We start from the raw sequence: 13,027 nt of genomic DNA on the forward strand, positions 1-13,027 counted from the left end.
CTGCAGCGCTGGAAGTCCTCATCGATTAGGTCGGACGAACAGAAAGAATCGTCCTCCTGCGATGATACCTCGACGAGATGAATGCGCTGATTTCAAATAACACAATGAGAGGCACCGTAACCGAAAGATGGGAAACGAAATCCGGAGGTGAAATTAACGTACCTAGGACAGCTAGCCCCACATAAGCGTATTTCCGAATATGTTTTAGCTTCTCCGGCGTAAGCATTCCAATCCGCGTTAGAAACATCATCACAAGCGGCATCTCAAAGGCAATTCCCATCGGTAACAGAAAGCTGACCAGGAACGAAACATAGTGCTGTATCCCGTAAACCTCTGAAGCTCCGAGACCTTGATTAAGCTGAACCATAAATCGAATCATCATCGGCAGAGCAACGGTATAGCCGAAGCCAACACCTGATAGGAACAACAAGAGTGACATTGGCACATAGAGTAATGTCGATTTCGCTTCCGTGTCTGTCATACCTGGCCGGGCAAAAGCCCAGAGATGGTAAAACAGCATCGGCAACGTCAACACAACTCCAACGAGTAGCGCACACTTCATATACACGACGAGACCGTCTGAAAATGCAAAAACGCTCCATTCCACCCGTACTGAACCTAAATGTTCTTTAATATAGGTCAATATCGAGGATGAAAGATATAAACCGAAGCTTAGCGAGACAATGAAAAAAGCACCAACGTACATGAGACGCTTGCGGAGCTCCGACAGGTGGACGACGAGGTCACGATCAACAACCTCAGAACCTTTTGCCTTGCTGTCAACGATATCCTCCGTCATATAGATCTCTCCTTTACCAGTAGCATCGAAAAAAGATATAAGAAAAGCATTTCCCTGATAATGGATTTTCATCCAAACAAAAAAACTTCCCCAACAAAAGTTGGAGAAGCCGTAGTCCGATTAACTAATTATGTTCAATTACCCGACATTCATTTTGTAACCTACCCACTCATGATGACGATAAGGTAGAAAGTTGATTTTAAAGTCAGAGCTTACTCGTTCAAAGCGCTCCTTCACTAGCCTATCAACGATAACTGAGCCGCTTGACATATTCGCATATTCAACTGCGCTCTCTATAGCTTCCCCATAATATAAGCTGTTTAGGGGGACTTCCAGACCGGTTTGGAAGCCATACACAGATCCTATGCTGATCCCGACGCCACATTGAAAGCTCATATCAATTCCATCTCTAATCAAAGACGGGTTAATAATCTTCGTTATGGCATTAAAAATTTGTAGCCCGCACATGCAGCTGTAGCTCCCCGCATCCGGCTCTGAGATCGGGAATGTTGCAGTAACGGAATGATGATTCGCTTCAATAAGCGTTCCTCCCCAGCCGGACACGATCTCTGAGATAACGGTTATAAATCGGACGATGCCAACTTGGGTTAATTCAAGATCTTGGTCATGATTCTGCTTCTCGCTGCTTAATGTCTGTGCTGTCAAATTCAAGACGATATATTGGTCTTCCGTAGGGGGCAACTCAAGTTCTGTTGTCTTCATTTCAACGAGGAGCTTTGATTTCTCCATAATATGCTCGTAAGTGGCTTTAACGGTTTCAGCATAGTGCATAAGACACCTCCCAAGAGATTATTATTGATAAATTCAAACAAAAAAAACCCATAACCTACCGTGCATACGCACAAGCGCACTGATAGTTAAGGGCCTTAAATAAACACAAAGACCCCTTGAAAGGGTCTGAAGGATTCCAAAAAAGTGAGATACAGACCCATCTACTGCTGACGAGGTTAGCTGACGGACTCGGGTAAGATGGTACCCTACATTCCCAATGAATGATTCGCCCCTAATAAACTGGTTCCCCCGCTTCTCAACCTAAGTAGATCGAGAATTAAGCGTAATTTAATACTAAGCGCATAATAATGTATTGTCAAACAAACCTCACATGACTTACTAAACATGTATGTTGACTAAGTTAGGATGAAAAGCTAAAATTATAAGGTAATATGAAATTTTAAAAATCCGCTACGAAGTGACCTATCGCTTAGCGGAAGAGCAAAGGATTTTCTTTCTCTTCCGCTATTATTTTTATTCTTACAAGACAGAAAGGTGTTCGATGATGACCACAGATTACCGTATCCTTCTTTACTACAAATATGTACCTATCGATGACCCAGAAGCCTTTACTGCAGAGCATCTGCAATTTTGCAAAGACCTTGACGTTAAAGGAAGAATCCTTATTGCCAGTGAAGGCATTAATGGAACTCTCTCTGGCACAATAGAGCAAACGAACAAGTATATGGAGGTTATGCACGCCAACCCTCTATTTCATGACCTTCTCTTTAAGATCGACGAATCCAGCGGACATGCTTTTAAGAAGCTATTCGTACGACATAAGCAAGAGCTCGTCACATTGCGCTATGACACTAAACTAAACCCGCATGTCGATGGTGGTGGAAGACTGACGCCTAAGCAGTTCCATGAGGTGATGCAACGAGATGACGTCCTCATCCTTGATGGAAGAAGCGATTACGAATATGATCTCGGTCATTTCCGCAATGCGATCAAGCCAGATCTGGAAACGTTCCGCGAATTCCCAGAATGGATTCGTAACAATCTTGCCGAGCATAAAGATAAACAAATTCTAACGTATTGTACCGGTGGAATCCGCTGTGAAATGCTAACCGCCGTCCTTAAAAATGAAGGCTTCCAGGATGTCTATCAGTTGGATGGAGGCATCGTCACCTATGGTCAAGACCCCGAGGTTCAAGGTCGTGGCTTTGACGGAAATTGTTATGTGTTCGATGAACGCGTCTCTGTACGGATAAATCAAACCAATGAACATATCCTCGTTGGCGAATGTCACCATTGCGGTACGAAAACGGATCGCTATATTAACTGTAAGGACGATACTTGTCATGACCAGCATCTAGTATGCGACGAATGCGAAACGACTAAAAATGGGTATTGTTCCACCGAATGCGAGAGTCATGATCTTGTACTTCAGTCCTCAAATCATTAGTCGTTATCTGGAGGTCTTATAATGAAAGATGATTTGGACTTATCCACTCGCCACAAAATCATGCAAATGCTAAAAACTTCAGGAGAGCATACGGCCAAAGACCTCACTGACAAGCTTGGAATTACCGGCATGGCTGTCAGACGCCACATCTCTATCCTGGAACGGGACGGCTTAATCGATTCTACAACGGTCAAACTTCCGATGGGAAGACCTGCAGCAGTTTATCGCTTGACGGATCAAGCCGATGATTATTTTCCGAAAAAGTATCACTCGGTGGCGCTCGACCTGTTAGCTGAGCTAGAAGGTCAAGCTGGTGAACCGATGGTGAATCAACTGTTCGATCTTCGCCAAGCTACCTTACTCCAAAGGTACGAAAGTAAGATGGCGAATATGAATTTAGAGCACAAAGTTGCTGCCCTGTCCGAGATCCAGAACGATAACGGCTATATGGCAACTTGGGAAAAAAATAGCGAACAAGATTATACGTTGACCGAGTACAATTGTCCGATCGCTAAGGTCGCCAATAAGTATAACCATGCGTGTAGCTGTGAATTAAAGCTATTCGAGTCACTGCTTGGCGCTGAGGTCAGCCGTACCGATTGCCTGGCCAAAGGGGACAAAAAATGTGTGTATCATATCCGTTCCCAACAAGCATAAAAAAACGCTTCTTTCCTCAAGCTAATTGGAAAGAAGCGTTTTTGTTTTGGGTGCAAGTGATTGTCTGATTGTCAGCTTTCTAAGTGTTTCGCGTTGATTCGAAAGGGACTGCCGATAAAAATCAGCATTCAAGCTTACCTCGATTAGCGCTCTCTTCGTCGCATCGATGGCTAGCCCTTCATCTTCAAGGATGAAATAGGCTACCTGATAGCTAAAGGTTTCAAGCCTTCGTAAGATCTCAACTTTGTAATCCAGATTCACGATAGGACATTCTTTACGATTGAACATCGATATTCAGCAAGCGTAAATTTTTCATCTGCTCTTCAGAATTCGAGGCCGGACCTTCATAGGTTGCCTGACCTTTATACAAGACAGTCCCTGTCGCTGTGTCTAGAACCGCAAGCTGCGGAATCGAATCTTTGCGAAGTAGCACGTAAACTCGGTTTTGACTCAACCTTAAGGATCCAATGTCATCCGCTCCAAGCTGCTGTGCGGATAGGGAAGTGATTCCCTCGAGCTTCTGATCCAATGATAAATCGTAGCGTGACAAAGTTATGGCATTCGTATTATTTCTCAAGTTAGATAGAATGTTACCATTAAGTGTAAAGTCATTTGAATCATCTTCGAGCTTGTTCTTATTTTTATAAATTAGTAGTTCGTTCAGCTTGCCTGTCTTATAGGAATAGGAGAATAAGTCCTCGGATACAGAATCTAGTCTATAGCTATTGGAGGATTCTTTCGTTCTCCGATCCTTGCGAACGCTTAATACAACAAACTCTCCTGGCTTTGAACGTATTTCATTCGTAATGGCAAATAAATTAAGCTCCTCGTTCTCACCACTCCTAATTCCATGGTTTAACATCTCATTTCGAATCAACTGGCCACTTTTCAAGTCAACAACGTAGTCGTGTAACTCAGAAGAGGCTTCTACGTGCTGACGGACTAAGAGGTGAATTTGATCATCAACCCTCTGAACGTCTAAGATATCAATCCAAGAATAGTTAGCTTCATCACTAATATCAACCCTATACTGAGTAACATTTCCTGTCTTCTCGTTCAATAAGTCTATTTTCAAGTTCGCGTCCAACATGGAGTTATTGTTACGATGTACGATCCCTTCCGCATAGATTAGCCATTCCTCGTCTTTGTAGAAGCTGTCCATTAAACCTTTTCCTCTCATGAAATTGCGATGTTCCTTCTTTAATGCCTTCATGTCCGAATCCCTAAATTTCCAGGATTGATTATTGAAGAGAGATTTAGCAAACTCTGATCTGTCTTTTCTGTAGATACTCCCATCTGTGTCCACAGTTAAAGATTCCCACAACATCCTACCGCCATAAGATCCGCTCAACTTCACCATTTGGGCTTCATCGGGATTGCCTTCCAACGTACTTAGCTTATATTCAGGCAAACGGTCCATCGCACCGTTCACGTAGTAGGCACCGATTCCAACAACAATAAATACACCCAGTATTACCGAAAGCAAATAACGTTTCATTACTACTCTCTCCTCCCTTCTTACACTGCTATTTTTTTACTCAGCAATCGGAAGCCGAGCCATACAGAAGCTGCCAATAATACTGCGCAGATCCCAAATACGATTCCGAATATTTCTTCTGGATAGAGATACGCATTTGATCTATCGATTCCAAGCGAGAGCAGCGGAAAGACGACAGCGAACACGCAGACAAATACATAGAGCGCGGCATATACAATACCAACCATACGATAACTTCTTTCGATCAATATAGCTGTGAAGATGATGATTAAAGCCATGATACCTAGCCCATAGCTGAAGACAAATTGATCAAATGCTCTTGGAATTAATTCCTTGAATGCCTGATTTGCCGCAATCACGTCAGAAAAGTGTGAAGATTGGATGCGATCTGCTGGGACGATCATGTTGAATATTAATTTCTCAATAACGAGCAGCAAGAGCTGAAACGCAACTAGACTGAAAACGAACGTAAGAATAGCTGTAAGCTTAGCTAAATAAATATGTCTTCGTGCAGTGGGTAGCATAAGTAACCGATAGATGAACGTATTCCGTCCAAACCAATCTCGGTACCAGATCAGAAATACATAGAGGGAAAGCACGGCGATACTCACTAGAATTGGAATAATAAACCAAAATTGTATACTGAACACTATCTCGTGAAACGATATTTGAGAAAATAAACTTTCAGGAAATTGTTTTGCTGTTTCTCTATCCATAGACAACTTACTGTTCACTTGCCAGATCAAAGCACTGATTTGAAAGATCATCGTGATCCCCATTAAGCTGCCAAGGACATAGCGGAATCTATGAATCTCCATATGTACAAGCTTTAAGTAGCGATTCATGAACGATACACCTCCCTCATGACATCAACGATGGACTTCCCTTCTGCACTGCGAACCTCTTCACAGTTAAACTCGCGGACGATCGTCCCCTTTTGCATAATGACTGCTTTATCGATGAGTTGTTCGATTTCTCCAATTTCATGTGTCGTGAGAAGAACGCCACGATCCTCGATTAAGTGACTGGAGAATACCTCCGCGATCAGTTCTCGACTAAATAGATCGATTCCAGAGAACGGCTCATCCATGAGCACATATTCCGTTTTTTGCGCGAGACCCAGCACCAAATTGTATTTAGCAGCAGTCCCTTTGGACATATTCCCGATTTTCTCTAACGCATCAAGCTGAAAGAAATCCATTAATTCTTCAGCTCTGCTTGGTTCCCAATTCGTATAGAAATCAGCCATAAATTGCAGCCCTTCAGCTAATTTCATTCCTAAAGGCATCGTCAGGTGATCCGGAATAAAAGCTACTTTCTCATAAGTGAGCTTATCCAATGGTTGTCCATCAACTAGAATCTGTCCCTTCTTAATCGGCGACAGGCCCATTATCGATTTTAATATTGTAGATTTACCAGCCCCGTTAATTCCGATTAAGCAAGTAATTTGACCTTTCTCAGCGGTAAAGGAGACATCCTTCAACACATGACGGCGAAGATAGCTTTTGCTCATGTTTTTGACTTCAATCATACTTGTCTCCCCCTGCATCCGATCTAATTTCCGTCGATCTTTCCTCTACATACTTAACCTTTACCAGATCAAGAAGCTCTTCAACTGGAATATCGATCTTGCGAACCGATGCGACGAACGCATCAACCGCTACCTCCAGAAGCTCCGATCGGATTGTATGTAGAATACTGGCATCACTTGTAATTCGACTTGGAGAATTCCCTTCCGTAACGATCAATTGCTGTTCCTCCATCTCTTTATAAGCTCTCTGCGCCGTATTTGGATTTATTTTGAGCAAAGCTCCTAGCTCCCTCCGTGAAGGAATGACTTGACCCGCTCCTAGCTTGCTGGTAACGATTTGCTCTTTGAAATGTTGTACCACTTGCAGATAGACGGGGTCTCGATTGTTGAAAGTGACCTCATCCCAACCATCACCTGTTTTCATTCCTCAACCTCACTTTCGAGTGTGTGTATTATTTAGTTCATACACTCAATGTGTATTATCCCCGTAATACGCTGCCTTGTCAACCACATCCAATAATATGTCATAAATCGGTTTTTTTTCTATTTAAGAGATAAAGTATTTTGTTCAGGCATAAAAGAAATTTTAATTTGCTAATGTTTAGTGTATAATCTACAATCATTAAGTATAAAAATGCATGTTTTAACTTGCAAAATGCAAATTAATTGAAGGAGTGTTATGAAATAGTGACAACTATTACTGCAGAACAATCTACAGCGGCCAAGCAATATGTTCAAACGGTATATGAAGCCGTAATCAAACGCAATCCCCACGAGAGTGAATTCCACCAAGCCGTTAAAGAAATTCTGGACTCCCTCACACCTGTATTTGCAAAGCACCCGAAGTATATGGAGCATGGTATACTAGAACGTCTTGTAGAACCTGAGCGCGTTGTCTATTTCCGAGTTCCATGGGTTGATGACAAAGGTAAAACTCAAGTTAACCGGGGTTTCCGTGTACAATTCAACAGTGCAATCGGTCCTTATAAAGGCGGTCTTCGCTTCCATCCTTCCGTTAATGCAAGTATCATCAAATTCCTTGGATTTGAACAAATCTTCAAAAACTCCTTAACTGGCTTACCAATTGGTGGCGGTAAAGGTGGATCCGACTTTGATCCTAAAGGCAAATCCGACAACGAAATTATGAAATTCACACAAAGCTTTATGACTGAATTATACAAATATATCGGGCCAGACGAAGATGTACCTGCTGGTGATATCGGCGTAGGAGCTCGTGAAATTGGTTATATGTTTGGGCAATACAAACGCATCAGAGGCGGACATCAAGCTGGCGTACTTACAGGTAAAGGCATCATCTACGGTGGAAGCCTTACTCGTACAGAAGCAACTGGCTACGGTTGTGTTTACTTCGTAAATGAAATGCTTGAATCCAAAGGCTTAAGCTTCGAAGGAAGCACAGTTGTCGTATCCGGATCCGGTAACGTATCTATCTACGCGATTGACAAAGCTAGCCAATTAGGCGCTAAAGTTGTTGCTTGTAGCGATTCTAATGGTTATATTTATGATCCTAATGGAATCAACCTCAACACAGTTAAACGTTTGAAAGAAGTAGAACGCAAACGGATTAGCGAATATGTGATTGAGCATCCATCTGCTGTATACACTGAAGGCTGCGCTGGTATTTGGTCCATTCCTTGTGATATCGCTCTTCCTTGCGCAACACAAAATGAGATTAACGAAGAAGCTGCGAAGCTACTCGTTTCCAATGGTGTTAAAGCTGTCGGCGAAGGAGCAAACATGCCTTCTACTTTGGAAGCTATCGAAGTGTTCCTGAATAAGCAAGTATTGTTCGGACCAGCTAAAGCTGCCAATGCTGGTGGTGTTGCGGTTTCCGCTCTTGAAATGTCCCAAAACAGCATGAGAATGTCTTGGACTTTCGAAGAAGTTGACGCTAAGCTTCACAGCATTATGAAAAACATTTATCAAAACAGCGTAAGAGCAGCTGAAGTATACGGCAATCCGGGTAACCTTGTTGTTGGTGCTAATATCGCTGGTTTCAAACGTGTTGCTGATGCTATGTTAGCTCACGGTATCGTATAAGATATCTCTTATATTATGAGATCCTATAGAAATACAAAAAAAGCAAAGCCTTTTCAGGGCTTTGCTTTTTTGTAACTTCCATAACTATTTCTTTGTTATTTTAGACGGATTATTGACTTTGTATAGGATTTCTTTGTTAAATTTCTTATCCACGACTTTCCCCTCGAATTCAATCGAGTCGCCTTCTTCTAAACCGATAGCCTTAAGCGTATTGCTATATCCACACCAAGCATCACCAATGACAAGCGAAAGCTCACCAGTGATGACAACTTCTTCGAGAAGAATGACTTCATCATCCCGATCCGAGAAAGGATTAGGCTTTGTCGCAAATTCCTTGACCTTAGCTGTAAACTTTACCTTCTCAAGAGGTAATTCAAGCTTTTCTTTTTTCTCCTTTTTCTCTTTGGGCTCCTTCGGCTTTTTCGGAGCAGCTTTATCTACTGCTGTCTTTTCCTTCACCTTAGATTCCTTCTTAGTTGCTTCTACTTCAGTAATTAATCCTTCGCCGTCTTCCACACCTTCAATTTCCATGCTCATTTGTTCCTTGCCGAAGCCGCCACCTTGCATCTCTTTCAAGAAAGAGGGGTGAATACACGTTAATTTCCCATCTTCAAACTCAACAACAAGCACATTTAGATTTTTGTATTCTTCGTAGCCTTTAATTGTAACCAAGCTTTGCGATGACGCAGTCTTATACCAGAATTGTTTCTTGGGTGACTTCGCGAACAATCCCCAGCTTCTCCCTTTGTCGGCGTATTCTTCTTCACTCGTGAACGTTATGTACTCTCCCTTAGGAGCGTAATATTTAATGACATTCATTTTCGTCGCTTCCACTTTCCCACTCCTTCTACATAGATCAGCTTTGATTATGTACTTCATAAGCTAGTCCATTCCTTACTTGATAGTATAACGAAAGAGCGCAATTATACAACTTGCTATTCTAGAGATGATGATTCAGGAAATCCTGAATTCGATCTAAGGCCTCATCTAATTGTACCTGTGACGACGCATAAGAACAACGGATAAACCCTTCGCCGACTGAACCGAATACTAGCCCAGGTACCGTAACAACCTTAGCTTCCTGCAGTAGCCTTTGAGCGAAACGTTCTGAGCTCAAGCCAGTATGTGCAATCGACGGAAATGCGTAGAAGGACCCTAGCGGCTCGTGACAAGGCAATCCAATCTGTCTTAAGCCATGGACGAATGCTCTTCGCCGTTGGTTATAGGACGCAATCATGAGATCCTTCTCCTCCATCCCCACCTGGAGCGAAGCAAGTGCCGCTACCTGGCTAATATTCGGCGCGCACATGACGGTATACTGGTGAATCTTAAGCATCGCTGAGATGAGTTCGCGGTGACCGCAGGCGTATCCGACTCTCCATCCTGTCATGGCAAAAGCTTTAGAAAATCCACTGATGAGCAACGTTCTGTCCTTCATACCTGGGAGTGAAGCAAAGCTGACATGCTTATCCCCACTATAAGTCAACTCTGCATATATCTCATCCGAGATGACAATGAGGTTCCTTTCCTCGACAAGCTTAGCAATAGGAAGCCAGTCGTCATAGGTCATAATTGCTCCCGTCGGATTGTTTGGATAACATAATACAACTACCTTGGAACGACTAGTTAGCTTCTCTCTCAGTGCCTCCGCCGTGAGTTTAAATTGATCGTGAGCACAGGTTTCCACAGCTACCGGCTTACCTCCACTTAGATACACAATCGGGGAATACGAAATATAGCAAGGCTCAGGAATAAGGATTTCATCCCCTTCCGTAATTAGCGCCCGAAATGCAAGATCGAGCGCTTCACTGCTCCCTACTGTAACGAGCACTTCATTTGAGGGCTCGTAGGCGACCTCGAATTGGGTATGAAAATATTCCGCGATCGCTTCCCGAAGCTCTGGAATTCCCGAATTAGAAGTATACGATGTTCGCCCCTTCTCCAAGGCGACATTACAAGCATCTCTTACGATTTGTGGAGTGACAAAATCCGGCTCACCCACACCAAGAGAGATCACATCTTTCATTCCCGAGGTGTAATCAAAGAACTTGCGAATGCCGGAAGGCGGCATAGCGAGAACTTGCGGTGATAATAGCTCTTTAAAGCTCGGTTGATTCATTTTTCTTCCTCCTTTTTTTAAAAACAAAAAAACCCGTCCTCAAGGGACGAGTTTTTACCCGTGTTACCACCCTAGTTCCGCTTCTCAGAAAGAAACGGCACTCTACAACGTATCCAACAATACGTGTTCCCGCTAACGCTGGAAATGCGGCAGAGCCTACTGAAATTCAGCCTGCGTCTCGGAGATGGCTTTCAGTTAATGCCTAATCGTTGGTTTTCACCTAGCCCAACTCTCTGTAGATCAGATCCATAACTTACTCTTTCTCTTCATCGACTTTTAATCCTACCTATTAAGTTGAAGTAATTATACTCACATCTCTTCGAGAAATCAATACATTTTCTATTCACTCCCGTCTCTCTTTAACGAGCAACTCTCTGGATAAATAGGAACAAACTTGCTCATACTGCATACAATCAATTTGAATAAGGAGGCTTTGTATATGAGCGTAGAGGAAAATACACTCTCTGTCGTCGCATTAGGTGGCGTAAATGAAATCGGTAAAAATATGTATGTGATTCAATATGCTGACGATATTATTGTGATCGATTGCGGCTCCAAGTTTCCCGATGAAAGCCTTCCGGGCATCGACGTTATCGTCCCTGATATCACTTATTTGCTTGAAAATCAGGATAAAGTCAGAGCCTTGATTGTCACCCACGGACACGAGGATCATATCGGGGGGATTCCTTATATCTTTAAGCAATTAACAATGCCGATATATGGAACACGACTCACGCTTGGTCTGATCGAAGGCAAATTGAAAGAGCATGGTCTGCTTACGAATGCGCAATTGAATCCGATCCAAGCTGACTCCAAGATCACTTTAGGTACCCTGTCTATTAGCTTCTTTAGAACAAATCATAGTATCCCAGATTGCTTAGGAGTCGCCCTTCATACCCCCGAAGGTACCGTAGTACATACAGGAGATTTCAAATTTGATTTAACACCGGTTAATGAGCAATACCCCGACATACATAAGATGGCCGAACTCGGTACGAATGGGGTATTAGTGCTATTATCCGAAAGTACGAATGCAGAACGACCTGGCTTTACCCCTTCCGAACGGCTAGTAGGCGATCATATTGAAGAAGCCTTTACCAAAACTACGCAGAAAATTTTTCTGTCAACCTTCGCATCCAACGTCCACCGCTTACAGCAGGTTATCGATGCCGCACTAAAAACAAAGCGTAAAATCGCCTTGTTGGGAAGAAGTATGGTGAATGTCGTTCATATTGCCTATTCGTTAGGCTATTTGAGATTGCCCGAGGGAATGTTGATTGAAGCCTCTGAAGTGAATAAATACGCTCCACATGAGATCGTTGTCCTCTGCACCGGAAGTCAAGGAGAGCCTATGGCGGCACTTTCCCGCTTAGCCCGATCGGACCATAGGCAGGTTGAAATCTTGCGCGGTGACACGGTCATTATTGCAGCTACACCCATACCAGGAAATGAACGTAATGTTGCTCGAATCGTGGATAATCTATATGAACTGGGAGCTAAAGTGATTTATGGGTCCGGTACGGTAACAGGTATGCATGTTTCCGGACATGCCAGTCAAGAAGAGTTAAAGCTAATGTTGACGTTAATGAAACCGAAATACTTCATCCCCATTCACGGTGAATATCGGATGCTTCACCAGCATCGCTTATTGGCGGAAGCTGTTGGTGTGGCTACGGAGGACATTTTCATTGTCAAAAATGGAGACGTCGTCGATATTAATAGCCAGGTGGCTCGCCAATACCGTAAGGTGCCGAGCGGTAATACCCTTGTAGATGGCTTGGGGGTAGGCGATGTCGGAAATGTCGTATTACGAGATCGCAAGCATTTGTCCGAGGACGGCATTCTTATAATCGTCGTTACACTGAGCCGAACAGATGGTAAAATTCTGTCCGGCCCAGATACGATCTCAAGAGGCTTTGTATATGTTCGTGAATCGGAAGGGTTAATCGAAGAAGTTAATCGAATTACGGTCACCACGATCAACAAATTACTGGAAGACAATACCGTAAACTCCTGGAGCATTTATAAACAAACGATCAAAGAATCAGTTGGGAGATTTCTATTCATGCAAACGAAACGAAGACCGATGATTCTTCCGATTATTATTCAACTCTAAGTCAATCTTAGCTTAGCAAATAAACGCTGCAGTCCGCTCCATGCGA

Annotated in this window: 13 protein-coding genes, 1 riboswitch and 1 other annotated feature; of the genes, 4 read left to right on the plus strand and 9 right to left on the minus strand. The window is 43.0% G+C overall.

Annotation, left to right across the window (positions count from 1 at the left end):
* Nucleotides 1-25: 25 nt before the first annotated feature.
* Both tatC and M1K58_RS07275 read right to left on the minus strand, forming a co-directional pair.
* Nucleotides 26-799 carry a twin-arginine translocase subunit TatC gene (gene tatC / locus M1K58_RS07270; protein WP_256757986.1) on the minus strand — a complete coding sequence of 258 codons (774 nt, stop codon included), beginning with the start codon at nucleotides 797-799 and terminating at the stop codon, nucleotides 26-28.
* Nucleotides 800-937: 138 nt separating this feature from the next.
* On the minus strand, nucleotides 938-1,591 hold the full coding sequence (locus tag M1K58_RS07275; protein ID WP_256757987.1) for a hypothetical protein: 654 nt from the start codon (nucleotides 1,589-1,591) through the stop codon (nucleotides 938-940).
* Between the two features lie 150 nt (nucleotides 1,592-1,741).
* A riboswitch (cyclic di-AMP (ydaO/yuaA leader) is annotated at nucleotides 1,742-1,885 on the minus strand.
* A 208-nt stretch (nucleotides 1,886-2,093) separates the two neighbouring features.
* Here M1K58_RS07275 and trhO point away from each other — a divergent pair.
* Nucleotides 2,094-2,999: an oxygen-dependent tRNA uridine(34) hydroxylase TrhO gene (gene trhO / locus M1K58_RS07280; protein ID WP_256757988.1), complete on the plus strand. Its 906-nt coding sequence runs from the start codon at nucleotides 2,094-2,096 to the stop codon at nucleotides 2,997-2,999.
* A 21-nt stretch (nucleotides 3,000-3,020) separates the two neighbouring features.
* Nucleotides 3,021-3,656 (plus strand): helix-turn-helix transcriptional regulator, encoded by a 636-nt coding sequence (locus tag M1K58_RS07285; protein ID WP_256757989.1) that lies wholly within the window; start codon nucleotides 3,021-3,023, stop codon nucleotides 3,654-3,656.
* 21 nt (nucleotides 3,657-3,677) lie between these two features.
* Here M1K58_RS07285 and M1K58_RS07290 read toward each other — a convergent pair whose 3' ends face one another.
* Genes M1K58_RS07290 through M1K58_RS07310 form a run of 5 tightly spaced genes read right to left on the minus strand, consistent with a single transcriptional unit; the run spans nucleotide 3,678 to nucleotide 7,109 of the window.
* Nucleotides 3,678-3,917, minus strand: a complete 240-nt coding sequence (locus M1K58_RS07290) for a hypothetical protein (protein WP_256757990.1) — start codon at nucleotides 3,915-3,917, stop codon at nucleotides 3,678-3,680.
* Between the two features lie 13 nt (nucleotides 3,918-3,930).
* Entirely contained in the window at nucleotides 3,931-5,154 is a 1,224-nt protein-coding gene (locus tag M1K58_RS07295) for a hypothetical protein (protein ID WP_256757991.1), read from the minus strand.
* Nucleotides 5,155-5,174: 20 nt separating this feature from the next.
* A complete protein-coding gene (locus M1K58_RS07300) occupies nucleotides 5,175-5,999 on the minus strand; it encodes a hypothetical protein (RefSeq protein WP_256757992.1) in 825 nt (274 codons plus the stop codon).
* Entirely contained in the window at nucleotides 5,996-6,685 is a 690-nt protein-coding gene (locus tag M1K58_RS07305; protein ID WP_256757993.1) for an ATP-binding cassette domain-containing protein, read from the minus strand. Before M1K58_RS07305 ends, M1K58_RS07300 begins: the two co-directional genes overlap by 4 nt.
* On the minus strand, nucleotides 6,678-7,109 hold the full coding sequence (locus M1K58_RS07310) for a GntR family transcriptional regulator (RefSeq protein ID WP_256757994.1): 432 nt from the start codon (nucleotides 7,107-7,109) through the stop codon (nucleotides 6,678-6,680). Before M1K58_RS07310 ends, M1K58_RS07305 begins: the two co-directional genes overlap by 8 nt.
* 263 nt (nucleotides 7,110-7,372) lie before the next feature.
* Between M1K58_RS07310 and gdhA the strand changes: the two genes are divergently transcribed.
* Complete coding sequence (gene gdhA, locus M1K58_RS07315; RefSeq protein WP_256757995.1) at nucleotides 7,373-8,746, plus strand: NADP-specific glutamate dehydrogenase; 1,374 nt, start codon at nucleotides 7,373-7,375, stop codon at nucleotides 8,744-8,746.
* Nucleotides 8,747-8,830: 84 nt separating this feature from the next.
* Here the strand turns inward: gdhA and M1K58_RS07320 are convergent, their stop codons facing one another.
* Together M1K58_RS07320 and M1K58_RS07325 are read right to left on the minus strand one after the other, a co-directional pair.
* The gene (locus M1K58_RS07320; protein ID WP_256757996.1) at nucleotides 8,831-9,580 is read right to left on the minus strand and encodes a hypothetical protein; all 750 of its coding nucleotides are present in this window, start codon (nucleotides 9,578-9,580) and stop codon (nucleotides 8,831-8,833) included.
* Between the two features lie 106 nt (nucleotides 9,581-9,686).
* Complete coding sequence (locus M1K58_RS07325) at nucleotides 9,687-10,865, minus strand: aminotransferase class I/II-fold pyridoxal phosphate-dependent enzyme (RefSeq protein ID WP_256757997.1); 1,179 nt, start codon at nucleotides 10,863-10,865, stop codon at nucleotides 9,687-9,689.
* A 39-nt stretch (nucleotides 10,866-10,904) separates the two neighbouring features.
* Nucleotides 10,905-11,144 (minus strand) — a binding site (T-box leader).
* Between the two features lie 160 nt (nucleotides 11,145-11,304).
* Between M1K58_RS07325 and M1K58_RS07330 the strand changes: the two genes are divergently transcribed.
* Nucleotides 11,305-12,981: a ribonuclease J gene (locus M1K58_RS07330; protein ID WP_256757998.1), complete on the plus strand. Its 1,677-nt coding sequence runs from the start codon at nucleotides 11,305-11,307 to the stop codon at nucleotides 12,979-12,981.
* Nucleotides 12,982-13,027 lie beyond the last annotated feature (46 nt).

The organism is Cohnella sp. WQ 127256, from assembly GCF_024519285.1.
Lineage (GTDB): Bacteria > Bacillota > Bacilli > Paenibacillales > Paenibacillaceae > Cohnella.

Coding starts and splice junctions, on each gene's coding strand:
- tatC (WP_256757986.1), bottom strand. CDS start 799: ATGACGGAGGATATCGTTGACAGCAAGGCAAAAGGTTCTGAGGTTGTT.
- M1K58_RS07275 (WP_256757987.1), bottom strand. CDS start 1,591: ATGCACTATGCTGAAACCGTTAAAGCCACTTACGAGCATATTATGGAG.
- trhO (WP_256757988.1), top strand. CDS start 2,094: ATGATGACCACAGATTACCGTATCCTTCTTTACTACAAATATGTACCT.
- M1K58_RS07285 (WP_256757989.1), top strand. CDS start 3,021: ATGAAAGATGATTTGGACTTATCCACTCGCCACAAAATCATGCAAATG.
- M1K58_RS07295 (WP_256757991.1), bottom strand. CDS start 5,154: ATGAAACGTTATTTGCTTTCGGTAATACTGGGTGTATTTATTGTTGTT.
- M1K58_RS07300 (WP_256757992.1), bottom strand. CDS start 5,999: ATGAATCGCTACTTAAAGCTTGTACATATGGAGATTCATAGATTCCGC.
- M1K58_RS07305 (WP_256757993.1), bottom strand. CDS start 6,685: ATGATTGAAGTCAAAAACATGAGCAAAAGCTATCTTCGCCGTCATGTG.
- M1K58_RS07310 (WP_256757994.1), bottom strand. CDS start 7,109: ATGAAAACAGGTGATGGTTGGGATGAGGTCACTTTCAACAATCGAGAC.
- M1K58_RS07325 (WP_256757997.1), bottom strand. CDS start 10,865: ATGAATCAACCGAGCTTTAAAGAGCTATTATCACCGCAAGTTCTCGCT.
- M1K58_RS07330 (WP_256757998.1), top strand. CDS start 11,305: ATGAGCGTAGAGGAAAATACACTCTCTGTCGTCGCATTAGGTGGCGTA.